Origin of the sequence: Vibrio genomosp. F6, from assembly GCF_005146325.1 — a bacterium.
GTDB lineage: Bacteria > Pseudomonadota > Gammaproteobacteria > Enterobacterales > Vibrionaceae > Vibrio > Vibrio cortegadensis.
Genome location: NZ_SYUT01000051.1, coordinates 33,316 through 58,973 on the forward strand (window position 1 = coordinate 33,316; position 25,658 = coordinate 58,973).

The following is a 25,658-nucleotide window of genomic DNA, read 5'->3' on the forward strand; positions in this document are numbered from 1 at the left end:
TACCTTCTAAAAATCGTAATAGGATGATGCGGTTAACCGCTGTTGATTAGAGTAAAAGGAGAAATAGAACACCTAAGAAAATAATAACGAGACTCTCTATTCTCTGAACTAATTTATAATCAAAAATATCGATATTCTTCTTTGAGAAGCAAAAGGGAATGTCGTTAATAGCGAATTGATTTAATGAATTTTTTGTCATTTTTGGATTTAAAACCATCGAACGGCTCCTTTGTAATGAGGCTCAGGTTATGAGCCTTTCTAAAAGAATTAATTTGCGAGACTTGGTGTAACTAGTGCTGATGTTTTTTCTTTTTGATTGGCTTTCGCAATGAATAGTAAGCCTATGACGGGAACTACTACGGCAGCAAAAGGAATCATGCTTGCTCCTAATTGGCTATCGAGTACCATGCCGCCTAGGAAACCACCGAATGCATTGGCTAAGTTGAATGCCGATATGTTTGCTGTTGCTGCGAGTTCTTGGCCTTCACCGCCGTGATTCATCACTCGAAGTTGCATGGCCGGCACGTTTGCAAACGACGCAATCCCAAAGATAAATGCGGTGATGACAAAGAGAATTTTGTTATCAACCACCAAGCCAACGGCAATTAATGAAATAATCATGGCGACAGCCCAGAACATCGATGCTTTTCCTAAGTTTTTGTCAGAAGAGCGGCCACCTAAAATATTGCCAATGATTAAACCAACTCCCACAATAACCAGAATCCATGTCACAGCAGACTCACCATAGCCCGTGATATGCATAGCAATTGGCGCGAGGTAGCCATACAGAGCCATAAAACCAGACCATGATAATGCGGTGATTGCTAAGCTAATGAGCAGCATTGGGTTTTTAAATGCCATCAGCTGAGTTTTAATATCTTTTGCTTCGCTATGACCTGTTGAATTTATTGAAGTTAAAATTGAAATCATAGCGACGGCACCAAATGCAGCAACCGTAAAGAAGGTGGTGTGCCATCCGAACTGCAAACTGATCCAAGTACCCGCGGGAACACCAAGAACATTGGCAAGCGTTAAGCCCGCAAACATTTGGCCAACAGCACGACCTGCCATTTTTTCGGTGACTAAATTGGTTGCGACAACGGCACCAATGCCATAGAACGGCCCCTGAACAAGGCCAGCAATGACACGGCTAATCAGTAATAAATGGTAGGTTGGTGCTAGCGCCGATAATACGTTGCCAATAATAAATAGTGCCATTAAACCAGTTAGAACGACCTTCTTATTAAAACGGGCTAAATAAATGGTTAAGACAGGGCCGCCAATCACAATGGCTAATGCATAGGCGCTGATTAAGTAACCAGCTTGACCTTCAGTGATCGAAAGGGATGTTGCAATTTGCGGTAAGATGCCAGCAATCACAAATTCGGCAGTACCGATGGCGAAAGCAGCCAATGTGAGTATCCAGACTTGAAAGGGCATTTTTTCTTTATTCATGATGTTACCTTTAGCTTATTCTTTGTTGTAATTAACTTATGGCAACTATTTTATCTGTTCGACTTAAATTGATAATTGGGTAAAATGTAAAATCATTATTCGGATTTTCTGAATAGTAGTGATTGAGCGGTAATACTGGCACGAGAAATGAAGAGGTAAGAGATGGATAAATTCTCTGATATGGCGATGTTCGTGAGTGTGGTGAAGCATCAAGGGTTAGCGGCGGCAGGGCGTGAATTAGGGCTTTCTCCTGCAACAATGACGGCAAGGCTACAAGGATTGGAAGAACGCTATGGCGTCAAGTTGCTCAATCGAAGCACAAGGCATATATCTCTCACTGATTCTGGTGATCTTTACCATAAAGCGTGTCTTGAGATCCTTGAAAATGTAAAAGAGACAGAGAATCTCATTTTGAATGGGGTGAAAGAAGTCAAAGGGTCACTTAAAATCAGCGCACCAAAAGACATAGGTAAACAACATATCCTTCCCATCTTGTCTGAATTTTGTGAACAATTCCCAGATGTGGTGCCTTACTTATATTTGAATGACGATGTCTCAAACATCGCTGAATCGGGTATCGATATTGTTATACGTTATGGTGAGCTTGCCGATAGCAGTTTGATATCGCGACGATTATCGTCAAGCCATCGAGTCCTGTGTGCATCACCGAAATACTTAGCGAAGTATGGCACGCCATTAACCCCGCAAGATTTAGTAAATCATCGCTGCCTTGCGATGGTTCGTAGTAATGAAGAGCTTAAAACGTGGCATTTTCAAGATACGGATAAAAAGAATGTAATAACAGTATTGCCTAAACGATTTTCAGATGACGGCGAAGTGGTTCGGCATTGGGCATTAGAAGGTGCGGGGATTGCTTTGAAATCAATACTAGACGTGCAGGACGATATCGATAACTTACGCTTGGTTACGGTACTGAATGGTTATATGACCAATTTTAACACATCGACATCAGTATCAAGTGCTGACCTGAATGTTGTCTATATGAGTAAGAAATACCAGCCTAAGCGAATTCGGCTATTTCTAGACTTTCTTTTTGATAAATTTCGTAAGTAATGAAATGAGCCATAGTCGAAGATAAATACGACAGCATGATTAACTTAATATTTATTAATGAAATTTTAGGCTCTAAAACGGCGAAACCCCGATGTTGGTAGCATCGGGGTTTCTAATTTTTAGATTTCTCGGTTGGTAATGCCGATTATCTTTCTATGCAGCAGGTAATGGTTTTATCCACTTAATTCCAAAAAGGAATTAGATGCGGATGAAATCCATGTGCTCAACTTTTGGCTTGTAAGCGTGACGTTGAACGTCTTGTGGCTTAACCTTAACTTCTGCGCCGTCGATCACTAGAGTGATTTCTTCGTAGAATTCAGGTTTGTCCATTTGGTTCATTACAACGTGGTGCTCAAGCGCGATAGCTACTGCAGCTGCTTCGCCACCGTAAACTACTGCTGGGAATTTACCCGCGTGACGTAGGCGGCGGCTCGCACCCTTACCTAGTTCAGTACGTACTACTGCTTCAAATTTCATAGGTTTTACTCTCAAATAGTAAAATTAAACTTCATCACCAACATAGCGACCTAGTTGATGCGGTATTGCAAGAATAGAAAATTGGTAGTTACTATTCTTGCGAGCGCGGATACTACCATTCTCTATTGGTTCGGGCAAGAGTATTGTCCTGAATCCTTCTCTAATTGAACGACTAATGGCTTAGTTTTTAAAATATGTCAGTAGAGAACTCGTGGTTAAAGCGAAAGGGATGATTATTTAGGCATTGTGATTCGATTTTACTCGTTGTCGTAAGCTGTTTTACTTTCTCAATACTCAATACTCAATACTCAATACTCAATACTCAGTGCGAACTTCAATTTGAATGCTGGTAGGTTGGTGTACGGTATTGATAATCAAACTCAAAAGCATGAACTGAACCTGAATGTCTTACTCACGATAGGTTAAGTCACCGCACGTTAATCTCTTCATCAGAATATAAAAACCAAACATTATTTCAATCGATGGAGAAGATTATGAACCCGATTAGCATTGTTGTGATTACCCTAAATGAAGAAAAACGAATTGGCCGTTTAATGGATGACTTAAGTAAACAGAGCCATCGTGACTTTGAAGTGATTGTGGTGGATTCGAATAGTGACGATTCAACATGTGACGTTGCCGCAGCCTATGAATCAAGCTTGCCTGAGCTTTCCATCCATAAAATGAGCACACGCGGAGTCAGCTTAGGACGAAATACAGGAGCATCATTAGCCAAGCACGAACGTTTACTGTTTCTAGATGCCGATGTTCGTTTGAGTTCAGATTTTCTAGCCATGGCGATTGCTCAGTTGAATGAACGGAAACTTGAAGTTGCTGGTGTCTACATGGGGTCTAAAAATCTGCCACTTTTACATAAAGCGGGTTATGCGATGTTTAATGGTGGCTTATTTATTACGCAGTTCTTTTTTCCAACCGCAGTCGGCGCGTGTATTTTCTCAACAAAAAGAGTTCACCAAGCCTTAGAAGGGTTTGATGAAAATATCACGTTGTGTGAAGACTGTGACTACGTCAAAAGGGCCAGTAAAACGTGGCGATTTCGTTTCCTCTCACTTCGCTTCGAATTCGACCCACGACGTTTAGATCAAGATGGGTTGTTCAAAATGGGACTGACTTACCTTAAAGCGAATGTGCGCCGCTTCTTCATCGGTGAAATGCGTAATAACGAGATGGAATACAAATTTGGTCATTACTCTGAGGGCTAATCAATATTGGCTGCACTGAATGTGTCGGTGTGGCCAGTATCGTAGAGTGGTTTAGAAAGAAGAGAAACAGTAGAGTCATGAGGTGGTTATGTGGGAAAGCGCGGGTTTATTTCTGGGTGCATTGTTAGATGCACTCATTGGCCCTAATTTATTTGTCCCAGGAGAGCCGTTTTTAATTGCGGCGGGTTACCAGTTATACCAAGGCGTATGGCTTGGTGTTATTGCCGTACTATGTGGAGCTCTGGTTGGTGATCAGGCCAGCTATTGGATTGGCCGAAAAGTTGGGAATTCAGCGCAACGAAAATTAATGCGTTTTCAGCCTAAGATTCGTCGTCCTATTGCCCGCTGTCGGATATTGATGCAGAAACGCGGCAATTATGTGCTCGCTTTCTCTCGTTTACTTGGTCCTGTTTCGTGGGTGGTCCCGTTTATGGCGGGTACACAGAATATTGAGTGGCGTAGATTCAGTCTATTTGACACTTTTGGTGTAATGCTTGGCGTTGGGCAGTTTGTCTTTTGGGGTTACCTGTTAGGTGCTGGTATTGAACAAGTCCCTTTTGTTGACGCTGCCAAAACTTTTGTGTTGGAACATCAATATTTGTTGGTGTTATTTGCATGTACCGCTGTTGTGGCTTTTATCGCATACAAGAAAAATTGGCGATTCCCCGTGACTAAAAGTATCGGTTTTTTGCTTATTGGCATATTAGGTGTCAACTATAGCCATTTCTTTTGGTTCAGTGATGATGCAGTGGTAACACCTGGGAATACTCAAACTATGGAGGTCGTTTCTCAGTATAAAGAAAACGCAAACCCTTCCCTTATTTCTATAAAAACAGCATTTCCAGTCGCGTCCGTTACTTTTAGCGACGATTTAATGCCGGCACCGTTGTTGCCATCAGACTTTAAAGTGTATCCGGGAAAGTCTCCCTTTTTTGATGCCCAAGCTCTGAATCTAGTGCTCATTGGTGAGTCACCTCGTACATTAATGGCACAGCTTGGTTGGATTGAGAACAAAACCTTTTCCCGTGATGAGATTGAGTGGAAAGATTACTTACAACTTTTAAGCGATAAAACACCGCCCGTGTCGGATCTTTTTTGGAATGAAGAACCTCAACATATGGCGTTTCAACTTCCAGGAACATTGATGAAACGGAGTCATGTTCGCTGGTGGAAAGCGGGTGTTGATCCTATTAGCCAACAACCTCATTGGGTTGGCGCAATCAGTTATGATGATGGGTTAATACTGACGCCCTATAGCGGTATTGTGACGGTTTTGCACAGCATTGATCCAAATGTTGACCAAGAACGTGACCAATTCGCGGCGAAGGTTGAACTGGCTAACCTTAACTGGAGTACCGAAATGCAAGCTTTAGGGCAAGCCACGGTGTTAGATGACCAGCATGATTATTACAGTGATGGACAAGTCTTAGTGATTAAAGAGAAGACTTTATTGGCAAAAGTGACGAAGTAAGGCTTCGTCACTTCTTTCATCATGTGGAAGGTATGATTCTATCAGTCTTGGGACACTTTCAGTGTGAGAGTGGCTTTTAAACCGCCCATATTACTTCTTTCCAATTCAAGTGAACCGCGATAACTGTGTGCCATTTCACTGACGATATTTAAGCCAAGCCCTGTTCCCGCTGTGGTTTCATCTAATCGAACACCACGTTTGATTACCTGATCTATCTGATCATTTGGAATTCCAGGGCCGTCATCTTCAATCATAATGGTCGCGTTGTCGTCACTGGTTTGAACGGCATGAACACGGATAATAGAATGAGCCCATTTGTAACCGTTCTCGAGTAAATTACCGACCATTTCATCAAGATCAGTTTTATCCACGTTAACAAAAAGATCACTATCTAGTTCATTCACGAGCACGACATTACGTTCAGCAAACACTTTATCGAACGCCATTGAAATCGCATCGACACGCTCACTGGGTGAGGTTCTAACTGCGAGAATATTCATTGATCCCGCCATTCGAGCGCGGCTTAAATGGTAATCAATATAATCTTGAATCTGCTTGATGGGAGGGGTGAGCTTGGCCTTTGGTTCTGACTCTAAGGTATCAATTTCATTTTTTAGAATGGAGAGAGGCGTTTTCAGTGCGTGAGACAAGTTACCTGCATGGTTTCGAGCGCGTTCAAGCAGTTCTTGGTAATGAAATAGCAGAGCATTGAGATCAGACACCAGCGGAGAAACTTCTTGAGGGTAGTTATTACTCAGCGCTTGCTGATCGCCGCTACGTAACATCGCAAGTTCTTGCTGCATTTTCGTCAATGGCCTGAGTGACCAACTGACCTGAGCTCCAATTAAGATTAAAACACCGGTAAACAGTAGACCTAAAATAACCCATAACTGACCAGTAAGCCTGTGTAAGGTCTCTTCAAGTGGATCTTCATCTAGCCCGATCAAAATGGAAATGGGTGTCGAAAGCTCAGGGAGATAAATCTCTCGTTCGATGTAAATCAGCTTCTCATCTTGAGCGCCACGCGCAATGGTCTTTAGTCCTGTTTTTTCAACTTGTATGCTTTTATCCCAAAGAGAGCGAGAACGTAAAGTGTGTGATTCAGCAGAAGCTGTCCAATATAAGCCACTATAAGGTTGAATAAAACGAGGATCAGATAAGCGTGCGCTCATTGATAAACTGCCATTATCATCCGCTTCTATGTTCGCGGTGATCTCATCCATGCTTCGGTTAAGTTGGTTGTGAACGTCTTCTAATAAGTAATCGTTCACCAGTTTCGGTATACCAAGTCCTGCGGCCAAAATCATAGCGGACAACCATAAGGCAGCCGCTAATAGTAGGCGGCTTTTCAGGCTGATATTTTTTAGCCTCTGCTTAGAGGTTCTATGATACATAGAGGTTCTGTTATGCATAGAAGCTTTGTGGTGCTTAGTTGGCATTGAGTCTGTACCCTAAACCTCGCACTGTTTTGATGACCTTAGGTGCGATTTTTTTACGGATCCGACCTATGAATACTTCGATGGTGTTTGAATCTCGGTCAAAATCTTGTTTATAGATATGTTCAACTAATTCGGTGCGAGAGATGACTTTCTCTGGGTTATGCATAAAGTAAGCGACCACTTTATATTCTAGGGCAGTAAGGCTCATGGCTTGACCTTGCCACATTACTTTTGAGCTTCGAGTATCAAGGCTAAGATCGCCTATTTGCATGATTGGAGAGGCATTGCCAGATGCGCGACGAAGCTGCGAACGAATTCGAGCAATCAGTTCTATCATTTCAAACGGCTTGGTTAAGTAATCATCCGCGCCTGCATTCAAACCTTCAACACGTTGAGTCAGCGTGTCACGCGCACTTAAAATAATGACCGGAGTATTAATATTTTCATCTCGAATACTTTTTAAAACCGTTAAGCCATCGAGTTTTGGCAATCCAAGGTCGAGTACAATCGCGTCCCACTCTTCAGATGTGGCGCGGTATAAAGCATCAATGCCATCTTGTGAAAGTTCAGGTACCCAGCCAGTATTTTCGAGGGTTTCAATTATTTGCTCACCAAGACGTGGTTCATCTTCGACAACTAAAATTTTCATTATTGTTTTTCTCTTTAGGATTGGATTTCAGTTTGGATTATTTCTTAATGACATCGTGAAGGTTGCGACCTTTTATCTCAATCATTTCTAAGGTGGCAGCATTGTATTCAACTTTGATGACGCTGTTTTTATGCACTAATTTTAATTCATACACCCACTCATCGTCGTCTTCTTCTAATTCGACTTTGATAAGACGGCCGTTTAATTGAGATTCAACTGCCGCATAAAGCTCTGAAAAGGGTTTAATTAAGCCTGCTTGTACTGCGTCGTAGACTTCGTCTTGATCTTCATCGATCTCCACGCGAGTCCCTGCTTTATGCTCATCTAGAACGATGTTATGCCCATTTTGATGATCTTTTGCGAATGCTAATGGACCTGAAAAAATGGATAAAATCAGACAAGATATAAGCGTATGTTGTGCCTTGTTTTTCATACAATTTCCTAAGCAATAACCTGATAGGGCAGCGTTGATATTTCCATACTCAGTATAATTAAACATAGATGAACATAAAGTGAATAAGTGGTTTGTAAGTTAAATCTGTAGACTTAACGGCTTTGCATTTCATCTTCAAATATTTTGTCGCGCATTTTCCAAAATCGTCCGACCTTTCTTGCTACCACAAATTGGGGAGGGCGAAAGCGATGTTGGTTAGCGACGACGCGAGTGGGTGAACTCTCTTCAAATGGTCGATGTCTATCCGCAAGGTGAGGTCGAACAAATTGATCTTTAAACAGTTGTTTTTGCTTCTTCGTGGTTAATGGCCAAAACTCATGAACTTGAGCTTGGTTTTCACCTAGATAGGTGACTTTAAGCTGAGATTTTCCTGTAGAGTCTTTATGAACATTTAAGTCCATCTCAAGACACTCAAATACTAACGCATCTTTTAAGTTGAGAGCCTCTTTTAGTTTTTTATCAGGGTCAACTAAAGTGGCATCGCACTCATGACAAATACGCGCGGCAATGTCATTGTCTGCTCCGCAGTTACCACAATATTTAGCTCTGAATCGGTATCCACAATGCTCCCGTTCTTGAGTCTCTTCATCGGTAAAATAACCTTGGCAGCGACGTCCAAAATGCTCTAGTAGGAAACCATTACTGTCTAGCTTTCCCCAGAAGTTATTATTGAAACCGCAAGCCGGGCAAGGGATGGTGACGATTTCGCTCTCAGAATCTGGTTTTGGATCGCCCACTTCTGGTTGATAAAGGTCGTAGCTATTACCTGCATAATCGAGTACTAAACATTCGGTTTTTCCCTCAGATAGGCGTAATCCTCGCCCTACAATTTGCTGATAAAGACTGATTGATTCTGTTGGTCGTAAAATAGCGATTAAATCCACATGAGGCGCATCGAAACCAGTGGTTAACACCGAAACATTGACGAGAAATTTGATATGGCGATTTTTGAAGTCATTTATGATCTGATCGCGCTCTAATGTAGGAGTATCACCGATGACAATTGCGGACTCTCCAGCAGGCAGTAGGCCTAAAATTTCCTGCGCGTGACGAACCGTTGCCGCAAATACCATTATGCCTTGTTTGTCTTGTGCCAGTTGAATGATTTGGTCGACAATCTGCGGTGTGGCGCGTTTAGATTGCTCAATAACCATGTCCAGTTCCGCTTCTTTATATCGCCCGGTGTTTGCTGGCTTAAGCTTAGAGAAATCATAACTGAGTACAGGAGCATCAATCATTCTGGCGGGGGTCAAAAAACCTTCATCAAGTAGGTAACGAATCGGCAGTTCAAAAATGCAGTCACGGAAAAATCTTGGTTCTTCAGAGCGAACTTGGCCGCGAGTATGGTATTGGTATAACCACCCCATGCCTAGGCGATAAGGCGTGGCGGTCAAGCCTAACACTTTAATGCCGGGGTTTATCTCTCTTAAGTGGGAAATGACTTTTTGGTAGCTGCTTGTTTTCTCATCGGGTACGCGATGGCATTCATCAATGACCAAGAGTGAAAACTGATTCGCAAAAGCGTCTAAGTTTCTAACAACGGATTGTACTGAGGCGAAGACGACCTGCTGATCGGTCTCTTTACGACCTAAACCCGCCGAGAATACGGCCCCTTTTAAGTCATAACCTTCGTATTTCGCGTGGTTTTGCTCAACTAACTCTTTTACGTGCGCCATCACCAAAACTCGTCCTTTAGCGAGACGGGCGAGTTCTGCAATGACTAAGCTTTTTCCTGCTCCAGTGGGCAGTACGAGAACTGCTGGTGTGCTGTGCTTACGAAAATAGTGGATGACCGCTTTAACTGAATCAGCTTGATAAGGGCGAAGTGTGTACATAGGGATGTGTTTATTAACCTTTCAAATGAAGCAAATAGAATAAGAGCAGCGGCGGTTTACACAAATAATGTGAAATAGCTCAACTATTGAGTAAAACAAGACTATAATACCTGACTTAATTTAGTCGAGGTATTCATGCGTTTAGATAAATTTTTGTGTGATTCATTAGGTGTTACTCGTAGAGAAGCGACAATCCTTCTTAGAAAAGGCGAAGTAACCGTAAATGGCGAGAAGAAAAAAAGCGGTTCTGTAAAAGTAACAGAGCAGTGCTGTGTTGAGTGGCAAGAGCGCGAAATAACGGTGAAAGGCCCTCGTTACATCATGCTATACAAACCGGAAGGCTTTGTTTGTTCACATGAAGATGGTTCTAATCCAACCGCATTTGAATTGCTTGATGAAATCAAAATGGACGAACTTCATTTTGCTGGCCGTTTAGATGTTGATACGACAGGTTTAGTTCTGATCACCGATGATGGCCAATGGTCTCACCGCATTACATCGCCTAAGCGTAAATGTGAAAAAACATACCGCGTATGGCTGGTTGAACCTGTTGAAGATGACTATGTTGAGAAGTTTAAGCAAGGTATTGAGCTTCGCAGTGAAAAAGAGCCAACACTGCCTGCACATCTCGAAGTTCGTGCCGAAAAAGAGGTGCTACTGACTATCCATGAAGGCAAATACCATCAAGTAAAACGTATGTTTGCTGCTTTGGGTAATAAAGTAGAAGCACTTCACCGTGAAAAAATTGGTGAAATTGAATTAGATGAAGAGTTAGAGTTAGGTGAGTACCGTTATTTAACTCAAGAAGAAGCGGATTCTATTTGGAAATAGTGGCGTAGGTTAAAGCCTGACGTTTATTTTCATGTTCGCGTATTAAAGTCATGGCCCATTTGGTCGTGGCTTTTCTTTAGTTTCGAAGTTCTGATTTATTTTTATTGCAATATCTGATGATAGTTTTCGTTTGTAATACTTAGTCTTACGCCTACTTATCACCTCCACTTCCGCATAGGAGAGTTATGACCACAACCACTGAACCAAGCATTTCACAGGGAAATACTCAGCCGACAAGCGTGAACCCCAATGAGCCGCCTAAATTAGGGTTGTTGCTATTTTTAATTTTGGGTGCGATTGGTGCGCTGACACCTTTAGCTATCGATATGTATTTGCCAGCAATGCCGACGATCGCTAAAGATCTTGGCGTGTCTGCTGGTGCGGTTCAGATTACGTTAACCGCTTATACTGCTGGTTTTGCGTTTGGTCAGTTGCTGCATGGCCCTTTGGCCGACAGTTTTGGGCGTCGGCCTGTGCTCATCATTGGTGTGCTCTTTTTTGGCATTGCTGCAGTAGTGAGTGCGACAACGACGGGTATTGAAGCGCTAACTTATGTTAGAACCGCGCAAGGCTTTGCGGGAGCAGCGGCGGCTGTGGTGATACAAGCTCTGGTTCGCGATATGTTTGATCGTGAAGATTTCGCTCGTACCATGTCGTTCATTACCTTAGTGATGACGATCGCGCCGTTAGTTGCGCCTATGGTGGGGGGGTATTTGGCTCTGTGGTTTGGTTGGCGTTCTATTTTCTGGGTGCTCGCGATTTTTGCTGCACTGGTGATTGCTGCGGTGTTCTGGAAAATTCCGGAAACATTGCCAGTAGAGAAGAGACAACCATTACGCTTTAGAACCACCATTCGTAATTACGCTCGGTTATTTAAGAATCCAGTGGCAATGGGGCTGATATTTTCAGGTGCATTCTCTTTTGCCGGGATGTTTGCTTTCTTGACCGCTGGCGCATTCGTCTATATTGATATTTATGGCGTACGACCTGATCACTTTGGTTATCTGTTTGGAATGAATATCATTGCGATGATTTTGATGACGAGTATTAATGGTCGTATGGTGAAAAAAGTGGGTTCACATAATATGCTGCGCTTTGCTTTAACCATTCAACTGTTAGCGGGTGTTGGCCTATTTACAGGTTGGGCGCTCGATCTTGGGTTGTGGGGAATTGTTCCATTTGTCGTTCTATTCATCGGAACACTCTCAACAATCGGTAGTAATTCTATGGGGTTATTACTTAGCGGTTATCCGAAAATGGCGGGTACTGCTTCTTCGTTAGCTGGAACACTTCGTTTCGGTACTGGTTCTGCTGTAGGTGCTTTGGTAGCAATGTTCCCATCCACAACCGCAGTACCAATGATTTTGGTGATGACAGCCTGCTCTGTGCTGTCAGCATTGTTATATTGGACATTAGGGAAAAAGGCGTAATGTCGAAATACCATATTGAAATTCAAGCATTAGTAAACGCTGCATTAGAAGAGATGGCAGCGGAACACGAAAGCGGAAAGTTGGTCAATGCTCCTGTTGCAAATAACCACTTTCTGGTTCGTTGGGTAACGAAAAACATTAAAACCAAAGTGTTTAATAAGTGTATTAGCAGCGACATGATTCGCTGGCAAAAATCGGGTCGTTCTAAAGGTAACCAATCTGATCTTCTGTTTACGTTCAAACGCATTTCGGCCTTCTACGGAAAGATGTTTCCACAAGGTGACGACACTAAACCATTAAAAGACAGCGATGTTGAAGCGTTCATCGATAAAATGGATGAAGCGGGTTGGTGTGTAACGAATACAGAAGTGCTAACTAATGGTGAGAAGATTCAGTTCTTTACGGATGGCGCAGACTCTTTCGCGATGTGTGCTGATCAATGTGATGACTCTTTTGACGGTGAAATCATGGCACGACCAATGAATTGGTTTGTTCGTGGCAATCACGCGAAGTTTATTGAGATGGCCGCAGAAGCTGGTTTCATGCTGCACAAACGCACTGACTACAAATCATTGGTCAAATACCATGGTGAGTATATTGTTTACCCTGGAAATCACGGCGTTGAATTAGCTGAAATTCCGATTAGCGTCATTGGTTAATTGATTGGTTCATCGGTTAGCGGATTCGTTTTAATCGTTGAATTATAATGCCTCTTTTGAGCTTTATTGGTAAGGTTTCAAAAGGGGCATTTTTATTTTCTGTTATCAGCTATCAACTGTTTACACGACATGCCTCATTGTTTGTGCATGCCTAATAGTTTGTGCATGTCTAGCTGCTCGTGCATGTCTATGGTGAATTAGCTCTTCTCCGCTTGTTTACCGGAGGCCTTTTTACAGATAGCCTTTACCATGCCTCTAAAAATAAATAGATGGGCAGGCATCATGGCAAACCAGTAGAGTAATCCTAAAAATCCTTGCGGATGCCACCAAGCGGTTAAGTTCACCTCTCTATAGTCACCATGATCAGTGATGGTGCACTCAAGACGTCCTAAACCGGGTCCTTTCATCCCAAAAAATAGAGAAAGAAACTGATTTTTTTCACAGCGAATCACTTTCCAAGAGTCAATAAAATCACCCACTTTTAATTCAGGCCCTTCAGGAGAGCGACGTATCGGCCTCTGACCGCCAAAGAAGATGTCGAGCCATTCCCGTGTGCGCCATAACCCATTAGCAAAAAAGTACCCCTCTTCTTTGCTTCCTATTTTTTGTGCAACTTCCCATAGTTGCTCGCTCGATAAGTGAGTATGTGCACTTGCCCCAGCTTGTTTAGGGTAATAGCCGTAACCAGGCTGCCAGCGTTGTAAGGCTGCGGGTTCAAATCCCCATACATTACTGCGGACAAATGTACCTTCTTGCTTAATCGTCTCCCTTACTGCGTCTTCATAGGAGATAAGATCTTGCGGGTATAGTTTGCGTATTGGTTGAGCGTCGGCAATGTAGTCGTGTTCCAGTCCAGCCAGCAGCGCTTTGCCAATATTAGAGGGGACGGAAGTGACTAAGCTGAGCCAATATGAGGCCATTTTAGGTGTAAGGAGAGCGGTAGACCATAAACGGAGTGGCTTTTTGACCGCCTGACAGATCACTTTAAATTGCTCGCGGTAGCTCAATACATCGGGCCCACCGACTTCAAATGTTTGAGACTCTCTCGGTGATGCTTTCGCTAATTCTAATAGGTAATGATTGAGGTTAGGTAGGGCAATGGGGTTTGCTTTTGAATCAACCCATTTAGGCGCGATCATTAGAGGGAGGTTGTAAACAAAGTCGCGCATAATTTCAAAAGCGGCGGAACCTGGGCCAATAATGACGCCAGCGCGAAGTTCTGTCACGGGTATACCACTAAGTCGAATGATCTTGCCTGTCTTTTTCCTTGCTAATAAATGTTCAGAATTCCCCGTTTGTGGCTGAAGTGCGCTTAAGTAAATGACATGTTTAACTCGGCTATTAAGCAGAGCTTGAGAGAAGTTTTCCGCCAGTTGCAGTTCATACTCGATAAAGTCGTGCCCCTCAGCCATTCCGTGAACGAGGAAGAAGACCAGATCGAAATCATCAACAAGCTTATCGGTCTCATTCTTATCCGCTAAATCTAGATAATGCATCGTAAGGCTAGGGTGGGGAGCGGTTCTCTGTTTGAGATAATCGATATGACGAGCTGCGGCCGTGACAAGATGGCCCTCTGCTAGTAACTTCGGGATTAGTTGTGATCCAATGTAGCCTGACGCACCTAATATAAGAATTTTTTTCATGCTCATCCATCAGCCTTTTTAGTGGTCGAAATATGCACTAAGGGCTATAGTATCAGATTATTATCGAGTTCTATCAATATGTTGTGATTTGGTTACGATTACTCGGTTTTTGTGTATTAAAGGTGATGTTCTTGGCTCTTGTCTCTCAAATAATTTTCCATACCAAAGGTGATTTTTTACGCCGCTTAATTGCGATTGCATTACCTATTGCCCTTCAGAGTATTATGTTCTCAAGCCGAGGTTTGGTGGATGTACTTATGCTGGGACAGCTAGGTGAAGCGGATATTGCCGCGGTGGGTGTGGCGAGCCGAGCCATGTTTGTTACAACCATAATGTTAGTGGGTGTAAACACTGGAGGCGCACTATTAACGGCTCAGTTCTGGGGCGCAGGAGATAAAAAAGGCGTTAGGGAAAGTACCGCCCTGACTTGGATGATTGCGGTGGGTTTTGCTCTATTGACCATCGTCTTTTTTGTCTTATTTCCAACTCAGATTATGTCACTGACCACCGATTCGAATGAAGTTCAGCAACTGGGTCGTGACTATATTGTTATCACATCGTTTAGCATGATAGCGGTGGCTTGTGTGAGCAGTATGGCGGTAGGTTTACGTGCGATGCACAAGCCGGGGATAAGTACCTTTTTTAGTGGAATCGGAATCCTGTCGAACATCTTCCTCAACTGGGTGCTTATTTTCGGTAAGTTTGGATTCCCAGCTATGGGGATCACTGGTGCAGCAATCGCGACGGTCTTAAGCAGCGCAATAGAGGTGATGTGTTTATATGGTTACCTATATAGCAAAAAGCATCTTCTCGCTTTTGGTATGAATGACATAAAAGCCGCGTGTTATTGGGACAATATTGTTCGCTTCTTAAAATTATCAATGCCGACAACGTTCAACTTTCTTGCGTGGGCTGGTGGTTTATTCGCGTACCATGCCATTATGGGACAAAGTGGTGTTCAAGGCCTTGCTGCACTCTCTGTCATGACGCCTGTTGAGTCGATCTCACTAAGCTTGCTCATCGGTCTATCGAATGCCGCGTCAGTGTTAGTCGGCAACCAGCTAGGTGCTAAAAAATACGATGCCGTGTATTACCAGGCGCTGGGTTTAACTTGTTTAAACATCATCGTTGGTGTTTGTGTGGCTATCTTGCTCTTCTTCATTCAGATCCCGATTTTAAACGCTTTCTCTGCGCTGACCCCTGAAACAAGGGAAATGGCAGAAAAATTCATTGTTATCTTAAGTTTCGGTATTGTCCTTCGCTCCGTTCCTATGGTGGTGATCGTTGGAGTACTGAGAGCGGGTGGTGATGTGAAGTTTTGCTTGTATCAAGATCTCATCGCCCAATGGTTGATCGGTATTCCGCTGGCTGCTTTTGCGGCTATCAAGCTAGGGATGTCTCCGGAGTGGATTTATGTGCTGTTTCTCACAGAAGAAGTGGTGAAATGGGGAGGCTCACTTTATAGAATGAAAAGCAAGAAGTGGATGAAAAATTTGATTGAAAATTAGACATGTGAATTATTGATGCTGCAATGAGATGCGTATATTGTGATCTGTACTTCAAAACACTTCCTACTAACAAGGAATTAGTGTAGATTCTGAATCCAATTTAGAGTTCATGTGGTGATTTAATGCTAAGACTGTCGGACCTGTGCAAAGGCTATGTAGATGGGGGGGAATTTCACCCTGTACTGCAAGGGGCAGAGCTTCACTTAAATCAAGGGGATCAAGTTGCTTTAATGGGAGAAAGTGGTTCAGGAAAGAGCACTTTACTTAACCTTATTGCTGGTCTCGATACGGTAGACTCTGGTGAAATTGAGTTCCCTCATTTGCAAATGCACAGTGCTTCTGAGTTTAACCGTACCGCTTTTCGTCGTAATAATATTGGTAATATATTCCAACAGTTCAACTTGCTCCCAACGCTTAATATTGCCGACAACATCCGCTTTTGCCGTCAATTAAAAGGCCTACCTGAAGACAAAGCTCTATGGCGTCAGATTTTATCTGCATTGGATCTGATGGCACTTTTAGGGCGTTACCCAGAAGAGGTCTCTGGTGGTCAGCAACAGAGAGCGGCGATTGCAAGGGCTTTATATATGGAGCCTCAGTTACTACTGGCAGATGAACCAACGGGTAGCCTTGATGAACGTAATGCGGAAGCGGTAATGCGTTTATTAACCTCACTTACTCGTCAGCTAAATTGTACGCTGCTACTTGTCACTCACAGTGAAAAAGTTGCTCAGCACATGGAAGGGCGCGTTCGCCTTCAAGGAGGGCAATTGCATGTTATGGCCCGTAGTTAAGGCGCTACTAGGTCACTACCGTCGGTATCCTTTACAAATCATTCTAGTTTGGCTTGGTCTTACTCTTGGCGTATCACTTTTGGTGGGTGTTACGGCGATTAATGATCATGCAAAACAGAGCTACGCGAATGGTGAGAAACTTTTTTCAAACCCTCTTCCTTACCGTATTCGCCCAAAGCACAACGCAAATAAGATCCCACAAGGGTTTTATATTCAACTCCGCAGAAAAGGCTTTAACCAATGTGCGCCTTTTGATAATCATCGCTTAACAACCAGCAATGGTACTAGCTTGATGCTGATGGGGGTCGATCCTATTGCGATGATGCAGTTCAAAGATGATATTCACTTAGAAGATTTGACCACGTTAAGCTTGATGAAGCCGCCTTATCCGCTGCTTGTGAGTCAGCAATTTGCGAAACATATGAGCTGGTCAGAAAATTCATACATAGAGTTGAATGATGGTTCAAAGCTTGGGCCCATCACCATAGATAGAAAAAATCAACTCCATGGCACCAAAGTCGTCGCTGATCTGTCATTACTTCGCATGCTAAAACGAAGCTCTGGGCTGTCTGTTATTGCTTGTGGTGAAATGCCAGCGAAAAAGTTGCAAGCGTTAAGATCCCTATTACCCAATGGCATGGCGATCTCGCGTAGTACAAAAGCGGAACTTGAGTCATTAACGAATGCTTTTCATATGAATTTATCAGCGATGGGGATGCTCTCTTTTGTCGTTGGATTGTTCATATTCTATCAAGCCATGTCGCTTTCTTTTATCCAGCGTCAGCCTCTTGTCGGAACATTACGCCAAATTGGCGTGTCAGGTTGGCAATTGGCAAAAGCGCTCTCTTTTGAGTTGGTTTTGTTGGTCCTCATTAGCTGGCTTTGCGGTAATGTACTCGGCTTACTCCTTGCTAATCAGCTTATCCCTGCTGTATCGGCTAGCTTGGGTGATCTCTACGATGCAAATGTAGGTTTATCGATAACGTGGGGTTGGAGAACAAGTTTATATAGCCTAGCGATGGCATCATTTGGGGCGTTCATTGCTTGTAGCTGGCCTTTGATTCGCTTACTTAAATCACAGCCTATTCGTCTAACGTCGCGTTTATCACTGGTTCGCTTTGCTGGTACGGAATTTAGTTGGCAAGCGTTGATCGCCTGTGCGTTTTGTGTCGCTGCGATTGCGGTGTACCAAGCGCCTAAAACTCAAGAAACAGGTTTTGCGATAATTGGTCTGATGCTTGTGAGTGTCGCTTTATTCACGCCATACATCATTTGGAAACTGTTTAACGCGCTGTCTTACTCTTTACGCTGGGTTAAAGCTCGCTGGTTCTTTGCTGATGCGGCTGCGAGTATGAGTTATCGTGGGGTAGCAACGATGGCGTTTATGCTTGCTTTAACTGCAAATATTGGCGTTGAAACTATGGTAGGCAGTTTCCGTGATACGACGGATAAGTGGTTAAGCCAGCGATTAGCAGCGGATGTTTATATCTACCCAAGCAATAATTCTGCGGCGCGAATGAGTACTTGGCTTACTGCTCAGCCTGAAGTTAATACGGTTTGGTGGCGTTGGGAAAAAGATGTGTCAACGGCTGGTGGCCCTATACAGGTCGTGAGCTCCGGTTCTTCAGAAGGTGAGCTTGATGCGTTAACCGTTAAACTAGGGATCCCAAATTATTGGTACCAATTGCATCAGTCCAAAGGTGTGATGATCAGTGAGTCCATGTCATTGAAATTAGACATCAGACCGGGTGACTACATCGATTTAGGCGAAAGGCTTGGCAAAAAATGGCAAGTGGTTGGAGTGTATTATGATTATGGCAACCCGTATCACCAAGTGATGATGTCACATCGCAATTGGTTGAACTCCTTTGCTGGTAGCGGCAATGTCGCTCTTGGCGTCGTGCTAGAGGATAATGTGAATGCATTGGGTCTTAAGCGTCGTTTAGAGAGTGTGTTTAGGATGAGTTCTGAACGTGTTTTTGATAATGGCAGCATCCATAGTCAGGCCATGAGAGTTTTTGATCGCACTTTTGCTATTGCTGACACTTTAGGCAACATCACACTGGTGATCGCGGTATTCGGCATTTTCTTCTCGACCTTAGCTGGAGAAGTTTCAAGGCAGCGTCATATTTCTTTACTCCGCTGTTTGGGTATGTCAGGGAAAGAGTTGATCGCCATGGGGAGCTTGCAACTGGTGGTATTCGGTTTGATTTCGGCGATAATTGCGATGCCTCTAGGACTCGCATTAGCTAACTTGATTGTGGATATTATCATCAAGCAATCCTTTGGTTGGTCCTTGGAGTTACAGGTGATTCCTTGGGAATATATGCAAACTTTTGCTTGGGCGATGTTATCGCTAATTGTTGCAGGTGCGCTACCTGTTCTTCGAATGGTTCGTAATACACCGATCAGTTCACTAAGAGATGCGTTGTAAATGAAAAACAGAAAAGATTCGGATACGACGAAGCACTCTAGTCAGACTACACATTCTGGTCAGAAGTCGGACTCAGGTGAGTTACGCGTTCAAGATCTAGGTCGTCACCACCATTCTAGTCGCATTATCACGGCCTCTGTGATGCTGTTTGTTATGATTCTTTTGACTTGTGGTGTCTATTTTTCATTTTTTGACTCCTCAAATGAAACTAAAGCAAGTAACGTAAGCCCGTTATTTCATAGTGAAGAGCGAAAGGTTTACGACCCAGTGCTTCCAGATAAAGCAGTTAAACTACCAGCAGACTTTCAACTTCATCCCGACTTTCAGCATGAGTGGTGGCACTACTTTGCAAGTGTTGTGGATGCTGAGGGTCAAGAGTATGGGATCCAGTGGAGCTACTTTAGGGTTGCCACAGATGAAAGGGAAACATCTGGCTGGCAAAGTCCACAGCTATATATCGCCAATGTTGTTATTAGCTCTGGAACAAAAACGTGGAAAGAGCAGCGTTTGGCTCGCGGTGGAATTGGCCAAGCGGGAATGCGCAATCGTCCTTTTAGGATCTGGTTAGATAACTGGAGTTGGCGCTCATTAAGTTCTACGCCCTTTCCTGGTTTGTTAGATGTTCAGTCAGATGAGTTTGGCATGGTATTGACATCTAAGACCATAGGACCTTATGTCTTAAATGGAGATAAAGGCTATCAAATTAAGCATGATTTACTGCCTATCGCTTCTTACAGTTTCAGTGCTCCATTTTTGAGTGTTCAAGGACAACTTCGTTTAGAGGGGCAACCAGCGTTCGCAGTTAAAGGCAAAGCTTGGCTGAATAAAGAGTGGGGGAGCGCTCTACTTGCTGAAGGAAGAAGAGGTTGGGATTGGTTTGTGTTTGACCTTGATGATGGTCGGACATTAAGCGTGACTCAATCTCGACATGATCAACAATTACCTTATACGTATGGCACTTTGGCGGATAGATCGGGGAAAGTAATCAGTTTGTCTGATTCAGATATATCGATCACGCCATTAAATACCAGCACTTTGCCGAATGGACGCAGGTTGCCATTACAGTGGTCGATAGAGGTGCCTGAAAGCAATATTAAATTGATGACCAAAGTGGTTCGCAGGGATATGTGGCTGCCTTTTGTCATTCCATATTGGGAAGGCCCAGTGTCCGCTTCTGGTTCCCATGAGGCAAAAGGCTTCATGCAATTGACGGGATACTAGTGACTAGCATTCACTGAATAAGATCGTATGAACAAAATGCGCTGATGAAATTATTGTTTACATGATCTGAGCCTTCGTCGCTTTATCTCATTACGTCAGATCTTGCCCATGTATGTTGTATTTTGGGGGTAAGGGTGGTTTTTCTATCTTATTTTTCTACTCTCATGAGCCAGTCGGCCTATTATAAATGGGCTGCCTGTGTTTTCATGATTATCCGCATCCTTCACTTTTCGTATCTTTCTGATTGATAAAATATTAATCGGGTGCACTCAGTTGCATTTCTAATCTATACTCCCACTTATGAATAAAAATGTAACTTTAAGGAATATACGCTGTATTGTTTATTAAACATCGGAAATTCCGAAGTTAAACATCTAAACAATCGATTATTCCAAACTGTCGGTGATCTATAAACTCAGATCTATTCTTTGTTATCAGATTATTAACATAATAAATATAAGGACGATATCATGAGTGATGTCATTCGCGACTTCTTCAAAATGGAGTCAGCTGGTGGAATTTTATTAGTCATTGCTGCTGCGATTGCAATGACGATTGCAAACTCGTCGTTTAATGGTGTTTATCAAGAGTTTCTTCATACCTACGTGTTCGGCATGTCTATTTCGCATTGGATCAATGATGGTCTAATGGCGATTTTCTTCTTTTTGATTGGTCTTGAAGTTAAGCGTGAATTACTTGAAGGTGCACTGAAGTCAAAAGAGACGGCAATATTCCCAGCAATTGCAGCTGTGGGCGGTATGTTGGCACCTGCACTGATCTATGTACTGTTTAACTCTGGTGACCCACAAGCAATGCAAGGTTGGGCAATTCCGGCTGCGACTGATATTGCATTCGCGCTAGGTATCATGGCTCTGCTAGGAAAGCGTGTTCCTGTTAGTTTGAAAGTTTTCCTACTCGCCCTTGCTATTATCGATGACCTTGGTGTTGTTGTGATCATTGCGCTTTTCTATAGCGGTGACTTGTCAACGATTGCATTAACGATTGGTTTTGCGATGACTGGCGTGCTCTTTATGCTTAATGCCAAACATGTGACTAAGATAAGTATCTATTTAGTTGTGGGCTTCATTTTATGGGTGAGTGTACTCAAATCGGGAGTTCACGCGACGCTTGCTGGTGTGGTTCTAGGCTTTGCTATTCCATTGAAAGGCAATGAAGGTGAGCGATCTCCACTCAAACACCTTGAGCATGCACTTCACCCATATGTCGCGTTTGCAATTCTTCCTCTGTTCGCATTTGCTAACGCAGGTATCTCATTGGAAGGTGTTTCAATGGACGGTCTGACATCGATGCTGCCACTAGGTATTGCGTTGGGGCTGTTAGTTGGCAAACCTTTGGGTATCTTTACTTTCAGCTGGATTGCGGTAAAAGCTGGCGTAGCGAAGTTGCCTGAAGGCATTAACTTTGTCCATATATTTGCAGTATCAGTGCTATGTGGTATCGGTTTTACCATGTCTATATTCATCTCATCACTTGCATTTGGTTCGGTGAGTGCTGATTTTGATACTTACGCAAGGTTGGGCATTTTAATGGGATCTACAACTGCGGCAGTGTTGGGTTACGCACTATTAAGCCTATCATTGCCTAAGAAAGCATAATGGTTATGCTCTTCTAGACAAAAACCTAGACAAAAAACAAGCCCTCTAAATGTAGAGGGCTTTGTTGTATTTATGAGTCCAGAAAAATGTTACTTCTTGATGGTGGTGAAAATAGTCCACTCTTCAATCACTGCTTCTTTAAGTCCAACAACGGTCGCGGTAACTTTACGGTTGATTGCATGAGATGTCGGGTCATCACCTTGGCTTTCTAGTTTGGATTCACCATACCCAACGATACGAGCGCGATCTCTGCTTATACCATAAGAGATAAGCCGCTTTTGAACATTGTTCGCTCGCTTCTTCGAAAGTTCGAGATTATATTCCGGTGTCCCGATTTTACTGGCGTAACCTTGGATCTCAATTGATGCCGTTTTATAGGTTTTCAAAAACTCCGCCATCGTACGAATTTGCTCAGAAAAAATGGGGTTTATTTCGAAAGAGTTATGAGCAAAGAGAATCTTGAGTTGTCTTACCTCCTCTGAGCGCATGAGTTCTCCACAGCCATCATTATCGACTTGTGACTCTCTTGGCGTTCCCGGACAAATATCACGAGCATTCACGACGCCATCTCGGTCGTCATCTTGTAAATCTGAAATTTGAACGGCTGTTGGTGTATCGATGTAGGGGTAGTCTTGCTCAGCCCAGACCATAGTCGAAAAGGACAGAACTAAGCTAGGGACTACAAGAATAAATTTCATAGTTAGTACTCCATCTCTTTCGTCCACTCTTCAGGTATATCTACCAGTAAAGCATCCAGTAAGCTCCCAGTGGCATTCATCACTCTATACTTTGCATATTGCTCGGAATAGTGCGCGTCGAGGTAATCTTTTCTCGCTTCAAATAGCTCATTTTCAGTGTTGAGGAGATCAAGCAGTGTTCGTTGACCGATTCGATACTGTTTTTCGTAAGCAATCACGGTCTGAGAGGCTGAATCTACATGATCCGCTAAAAAGTTTTTCTGTTGCAAGGTCAAATCAAGCGCACTCCAAGATAGACGAAGCCCTTCTTCAACTTGTCGGAATGCGGTATCTCGTAGATCTTTTGCTTTGTTCAATTGGTATGCGGCAGATTCACTACGGGCGCTGTCTGACCCGCCGTTGTACAGATTGTATCGGAGTCTAAGCATCGCAAGGGTCTCGTCACTTCGGCCTTCATCACCGCCAGCATCATCTCGCCATGTCTGCGAAGCTTCAAAAGAGAGAGTAGGGTAATTATTGCCTTTCGATTGCTCATATTGGAAGCGAGCAGAATCGATATCAGCATTAGCAACTTTAATGACAGGGTGTTTTTCGAAAGCAAAATCGATGGCTTCAGTTAAAGCAAGAGGGAGTTTGGAAATATCGGCTCTAGGGTAGATAAGCCCTAAAGGCGCTTGGCCCACTTCACGTTTAAATTGGGTATGAGTATCGATTAAGTTGTTCTGCGCAGCAAGTAAGTTTCCGTGAGCCTTGGCTATTCGAGCTTCAACCTGAGACAGGTCTGCTGTCGATCCTAATCCTGATTCTGCACGGCGTTTAATATCTTTATAGATCTCTTTGTGAGTCGCGAGGTTACTTTCAGAAAGAGCGAGAACTTCACTCGCTTTCACCGCATCTAAATATATTTGGGTAACATTGAGTGCTTTATTTTCAGCGTCCGCTAATAGTTGCAATCGTACCGATTCAGCATCGGCAGCGGTTCGATCAATGTTATTCAGCGTTGCCGAACCATCCCAAATAAGTTGTGTAAGCGAAATCGTCGCTTCTTTACGTGTTAGATCGGTGGTTGGATCATTCTGTTGAGCGGGGTTAATCCTTTCATAGCCAATACCAGCATCTAGATCGATACTCGGCCAATAGTCTCCTTTTGTTGCATCGTTGTCTTTACGTAGACTGATGTATTCGTTAAACACACTTTTTATTTGTGGATTGGTTGCAAGAGTATACGCAACTGCCTGCTCTAATGTTTGGCTATTTGCGAAAAAACTCGACACAATCAAGCAACTAATTAGATTGAGATTGGTCCATTTCAAGGTCATTCTCCTCTTTCTTTTCTCGCTAAAAATGCAGTCGATCAACCTAAAGTGTGTGATCGCCCTAGTATCAAAATGCGACTTTATTATCAGCAAGCTTAGTTTATAGAGTGAGAAAAACGAGAAATTTATCAAATTTTTTAAAATTAAATTCCCTTATAAATTGACATCTTGGAGTTTGATGGGTTTGAGGTGGTGTTATTGAGTTGAATGTTACTAGTGTGGCGACTAGTTTTATAAGATGCAAAAGGTGCGATGTTTATTCAGATATAAGACATATTTGAGCACACTCTTAGTGACGGAAGGGATCAACTCATGAAATCCACGACTCTTAATTATATAGCAGCGGCAAGTGGTCTGATTGTATTAGATGGGCTAGGTCAGTTGAAGCAATTAGAACCTGGAGAAAAACCACTACCCGGCGAGCTAGTTGTTTCAATTGATAATGGAGAACCTGATGATGTCAATATTGAAGCTCAGCTGATTGGAGACAATGCGCTGCCTCAGAATATCAATATCGATGATGAAATAGCACAAGTTTTAGCTCAAATTGAACAAGGAGAAGACCCCACTCAGAATGAAGATTTCGCGACAGCGGCTGGTGGCGAAATAGGGTCAAGTCCGACTGGTTCTGGCGATATAGAACGAACAGGTGCTGAGACCCTTGCGTTCACTAATTTTGAAACGTCTGGTCTTGAGGCTCAAGGCTTAACTGAATTACAAAGCTTAGCTTTAGGTGAACTTCTGGTTGAAGCATTTGCGATAATTTCAGGCGATGAAAATGTTGAAGTCGATGAAACGGATGCCCCAATAGAGACCGGGGGAGCTGTGGATGTAGATATTGAGGAAGTTTCATTTTTACCAATAGAAAATCAGCCAGGTGATAATAACTATGGTTTATTTTCTATTGATGAAGAGGGGAATTGGACATTTGTTGCTAATGAAGCGTTCGATGAACTTAATGTTGGTGATAGTTACGTTGATACCATTACCGTCTCAACGACAGATGACACTGAGACCACGATTACCGTCACAATCAATGGTACTGATGATGTACCAGAGTTGGTCGCAGATACAGGCAGCGTCACTGAAGATGTAGATGTTGTCGAGGGTAACTTGTCAGCGAGTGGTACTTTGGAACCTGGGACTGGCGGAGACGGCGGAGAAGATAAGTTTGTTGCTGCTGATATTGTTGGTCTCTACGGCAGTCTTTCTGTTGATGAAGATGGTAACTGGGAGTATTTCGCCAATAATAGACAGGTTGCGATTCAAGAGTTAGATCAGGGCGAATCAATAGATGATGTCTTTACTGTACTAAATGCTGATGGAGTAACGGAAACAACCGTCACCATCACCATTAACGGCGCAGAAGATCCGTCTGACATCACCGTGGGCGAAGGCGACAGCGATGAAGGCAGCGTCACCGAAGACGTG

General features: G+C 43.2%; 21 protein-coding genes. 12 read left to right on the top strand and 9 right to left on the bottom strand.

The window, feature by feature from the left end; translation table 11 throughout:
• Positions 1 to 267: 267 nt before the first annotated feature.
• Entirely contained in the window at positions 268 to 1,455 is a 1,188-nt protein-coding gene (locus FCV43_RS17125; protein ID WP_136995857.1) for an MFS transporter, read from the bottom strand.
• 162 nt (positions 1,456 to 1,617) lie between these two features.
• Between FCV43_RS17125 and FCV43_RS17130 the strand changes: the two genes are divergently transcribed.
• A complete protein-coding gene (locus FCV43_RS17130; protein ID WP_113796028.1) occupies positions 1,618 to 2,529 on the top strand; it encodes a LysR family transcriptional regulator in 912 nt (303 codons plus the stop codon).
• 198 nt (positions 2,530 to 2,727) lie between these two features.
• On the opposite strand, the gene rplY is transcribed toward FCV43_RS17130, so the two are convergent.
• Complete coding sequence (gene rplY / locus FCV43_RS17135) at positions 2,728 to 3,006, bottom strand: 50S ribosomal protein L25 (RefSeq protein ID WP_017053727.1); 279 nt, start codon at positions 3,004 to 3,006, stop codon at positions 2,728 to 2,730.
• Positions 3,007 to 3,500: 494 nt separating this feature from the next.
• Between rplY and FCV43_RS17140 the strand changes: the two genes are divergently transcribed.
• The gene (locus tag FCV43_RS17140; RefSeq protein ID WP_136995858.1) at positions 3,501 to 4,229 is read left to right on the top strand and encodes a glycosyltransferase family 2 protein; all 729 of its coding nucleotides are present in this window, start codon (positions 3,501 to 3,503) and stop codon (positions 4,227 to 4,229) included.
• Positions 4,230 to 4,317: 88 nt separating this feature from the next.
• Positions 4,318 to 5,700 carry an LssY C-terminal domain-containing protein gene (locus tag FCV43_RS17145; RefSeq protein WP_136995859.1) on the top strand — a complete coding sequence of 461 codons (1,383 nt, stop codon included), beginning with the start codon at positions 4,318 to 4,320 and terminating at the stop codon, positions 5,698 to 5,700.
• A gap of 41 nt (positions 5,701 to 5,741) precedes the next feature.
• Here the strand turns inward: FCV43_RS17145 and FCV43_RS17150 are convergent, their stop codons facing one another.
• The 4 genes from FCV43_RS17150 to FCV43_RS17165 all read right to left on the bottom strand — a co-directional run bounded on the left by FCV43_RS17150 (position 5,742) and on the right by FCV43_RS17165 (position 10,077).
• On the bottom strand, positions 5,742 to 7,094 hold the full coding sequence (locus FCV43_RS17150) for an ATP-binding protein (protein ID WP_136995860.1): 1,353 nt from the start codon (positions 7,092 to 7,094) through the stop codon (positions 5,742 to 5,744).
• A gap of 34 nt (positions 7,095 to 7,128) precedes the next feature.
• A complete protein-coding gene (locus tag FCV43_RS17155; protein WP_017053731.1) occupies positions 7,129 to 7,788 on the bottom strand; it encodes a response regulator transcription factor in 660 nt (219 codons plus the stop codon).
• Between the two features lie 37 nt (positions 7,789 to 7,825).
• The gene (locus FCV43_RS17160; RefSeq protein WP_017053732.1) at positions 7,826 to 8,221 is read right to left on the bottom strand and encodes a PepSY domain-containing protein; all 396 of its coding nucleotides are present in this window, start codon (positions 8,219 to 8,221) and stop codon (positions 7,826 to 7,828) included.
• A 113-nt stretch (positions 8,222 to 8,334) separates the two neighbouring features.
• Positions 8,335 to 10,077, bottom strand: a complete 1,743-nt coding sequence (locus tag FCV43_RS17165) for a DEAD/DEAH box helicase (RefSeq protein ID WP_136995861.1) — start codon at positions 10,075 to 10,077, stop codon at positions 8,335 to 8,337.
• A 135-nt stretch (positions 10,078 to 10,212) separates the two neighbouring features.
• Here FCV43_RS17165 and rsuA point away from each other — a divergent pair, with 135 nt between their 5' ends.
• From rsuA to FCV43_RS17180, 3 genes are all read left to right on the top strand, one after another.
• The gene (gene rsuA / locus FCV43_RS17170; protein WP_113796033.1) at positions 10,213 to 10,908 is read left to right on the top strand and encodes a 16S rRNA pseudouridine(516) synthase RsuA; all 696 of its coding nucleotides are present in this window, start codon (positions 10,213 to 10,215) and stop codon (positions 10,906 to 10,908) included.
• Between the two features lie 185 nt (positions 10,909 to 11,093).
• Entirely contained in the window at positions 11,094 to 12,338 is a 1,245-nt protein-coding gene (locus tag FCV43_RS17175; protein WP_113796035.1) for a Bcr/CflA family multidrug efflux MFS transporter, read from the top strand.
• Positions 12,338 to 12,997: a DUF2913 family protein gene (locus tag FCV43_RS17180; RefSeq protein ID WP_017051785.1), complete on the top strand. Its 660-nt coding sequence runs from the start codon at positions 12,338 to 12,340 to the stop codon at positions 12,995 to 12,997. Before FCV43_RS17175 ends, FCV43_RS17180 begins: the two co-directional genes overlap by 1 nt.
• A gap of 197 nt (positions 12,998 to 13,194) precedes the next feature.
• On the opposite strand, the gene FCV43_RS17185 is transcribed toward FCV43_RS17180, so the two are convergent.
• Entirely contained in the window at positions 13,195 to 14,640 is a 1,446-nt protein-coding gene (locus tag FCV43_RS17185) for a DUF2867 domain-containing protein (RefSeq protein ID WP_113796083.1), read from the bottom strand.
• A gap of 125 nt (positions 14,641 to 14,765) precedes the next feature.
• Between FCV43_RS17185 and FCV43_RS17190 the strand changes: the two genes are divergently transcribed.
• The 5 genes from FCV43_RS17190 (at position 14,766) to nhaA (ending at position 22,213) form a co-directional block, all read left to right on the top strand.
• Positions 14,766 to 16,148 (top strand): MATE family efflux transporter, encoded by a 1,383-nt coding sequence (locus FCV43_RS17190; RefSeq protein WP_170961684.1) that lies wholly within the window; start codon positions 14,766 to 14,768, stop codon positions 16,146 to 16,148.
• A gap of 122 nt (positions 16,149 to 16,270) precedes the next feature.
• On the top strand, positions 16,271 to 16,942 hold the full coding sequence (locus FCV43_RS17195; RefSeq protein ID WP_017051782.1) for an ABC transporter ATP-binding protein: 672 nt from the start codon (positions 16,271 to 16,273) through the stop codon (positions 16,940 to 16,942).
• Positions 16,923 to 19,376, top strand: coding sequence for an ABC transporter permease (locus tag FCV43_RS17200; RefSeq protein ID WP_170961681.1), 2,454 nt, complete (start codon positions 16,923 to 16,925; stop codon positions 19,374 to 19,376). Before FCV43_RS17195 ends, FCV43_RS17200 begins: the two co-directional genes overlap by 20 nt.
• Positions 19,377 to 19,517: 141 nt before the next feature.
• Positions 19,518 to 20,597, top strand: a complete 1,080-nt coding sequence (locus tag FCV43_RS17205) for a lipocalin-like domain-containing protein (RefSeq protein WP_170961685.1) — start codon at positions 19,518 to 19,520, stop codon at positions 20,595 to 20,597.
• A 470-nt stretch (positions 20,598 to 21,067) separates the two neighbouring features.
• Positions 21,068 to 22,213, top strand: a complete 1,146-nt coding sequence (gene nhaA / locus FCV43_RS17210; RefSeq protein WP_136995865.1) for a Na+/H+ antiporter NhaA — start codon at positions 21,068 to 21,070, stop codon at positions 22,211 to 22,213.
• A gap of 89 nt (positions 22,214 to 22,302) precedes the next feature.
• On the opposite strand, the gene FCV43_RS17215 is transcribed toward nhaA, so the two are convergent.
• Positions 22,303 to 22,911: an OmpA family protein gene (locus tag FCV43_RS17215; protein WP_136995866.1), complete on the bottom strand. Its 609-nt coding sequence runs from the start codon at positions 22,909 to 22,911 to the stop codon at positions 22,303 to 22,305.
• 2 nt (positions 22,912 to 22,913) lie between these two features.
• A complete protein-coding gene (locus tag FCV43_RS17220; protein WP_431188300.1) occupies positions 22,914 to 24,230 on the bottom strand; it encodes a TolC family outer membrane protein in 1,317 nt (438 codons plus the stop codon).
• A 309-nt stretch (positions 24,231 to 24,539) separates the two neighbouring features.
• On the opposite strand from FCV43_RS17220, the gene FCV43_RS17225 reads away from it, so the two are divergent.
• Positions 24,540 to 25,658: VCBS domain-containing protein (locus tag FCV43_RS17225; RefSeq protein ID WP_206380339.1), on the top strand; the 1,119-nt coding region annotated here is incomplete at its 3' end.

Coding starts and splice junctions, on each gene's coding strand:
- FCV43_RS17125 (WP_136995857.1), bottom strand. CDS start 1,455: ATGAATAAAGAAAAAATGCCCTTTCAAGTCTGGATACTCACATTGGCT.
- FCV43_RS17130 (WP_113796028.1), top strand. CDS start 1,618: ATGGATAAATTCTCTGATATGGCGATGTTCGTGAGTGTGGTGAAGCAT.
- rplY (WP_017053727.1), bottom strand. CDS start 3,006: ATGAAATTTGAAGCAGTAGTACGTACTGAACTAGGTAAGGGTGCGAGC.
- FCV43_RS17140 (WP_136995858.1), top strand. CDS start 3,501: ATGAACCCGATTAGCATTGTTGTGATTACCCTAAATGAAGAAAAACGA.
- FCV43_RS17145 (WP_136995859.1), top strand. CDS start 4,318: ATGTGGGAAAGCGCGGGTTTATTTCTGGGTGCATTGTTAGATGCACTC.
- FCV43_RS17150 (WP_136995860.1), bottom strand. CDS start 7,094: ATGTATCATAGAACCTCTAAGCAGAGGCTAAAAAATATCAGCCTGAAA.
- FCV43_RS17155 (WP_017053731.1), bottom strand. CDS start 7,788: ATGAAAATTTTAGTTGTCGAAGATGAACCACGTCTTGGTGAGCAAATA.
- FCV43_RS17160 (WP_017053732.1), bottom strand. CDS start 8,221: ATGAAAAACAAGGCACAACATACGCTTATATCTTGTCTGATTTTATCC.
- FCV43_RS17165 (WP_136995861.1), bottom strand. CDS start 10,077: ATGTACACACTTCGCCCTTATCAAGCTGATTCAGTTAAAGCGGTCATC.
- rsuA (WP_113796033.1), top strand. CDS start 10,213: ATGCGTTTAGATAAATTTTTGTGTGATTCATTAGGTGTTACTCGTAGA.
- FCV43_RS17175 (WP_113796035.1), top strand. CDS start 11,094: ATGACCACAACCACTGAACCAAGCATTTCACAGGGAAATACTCAGCCG.
- FCV43_RS17180 (WP_017051785.1), top strand. CDS start 12,338: ATGTCGAAATACCATATTGAAATTCAAGCATTAGTAAACGCTGCATTA.
- FCV43_RS17185 (WP_113796083.1), bottom strand. CDS start 14,640: ATGAAAAAAATTCTTATATTAGGTGCGTCAGGCTACATTGGATCACAA.
- FCV43_RS17190 (WP_170961684.1), top strand. CDS start 14,766: ATGTTCTTGGCTCTTGTCTCTCAAATAATTTTCCATACCAAAGGTGAT.
- FCV43_RS17195 (WP_017051782.1), top strand. CDS start 16,271: ATGCTAAGACTGTCGGACCTGTGCAAAGGCTATGTAGATGGGGGGGAA.
- FCV43_RS17200 (WP_170961681.1), top strand. CDS start 16,923: ATGTTATGGCCCGTAGTTAAGGCGCTACTAGGTCACTACCGTCGGTAT.
- FCV43_RS17205 (WP_170961685.1), top strand. CDS start 19,518: ATGCTGTTTGTTATGATTCTTTTGACTTGTGGTGTCTATTTTTCATTT.
- nhaA (WP_136995865.1), top strand. CDS start 21,068: ATGAGTGATGTCATTCGCGACTTCTTCAAAATGGAGTCAGCTGGTGGA.
- FCV43_RS17215 (WP_136995866.1), bottom strand. CDS start 22,911: ATGAAATTTATTCTTGTAGTCCCTAGCTTAGTTCTGTCCTTTTCGACT.
- FCV43_RS17220 (WP_431188300.1), bottom strand. CDS start 24,230: ATGACCTTGAAATGGACCAATCTCAATCTAATTAGTTGCTTGATTGTG.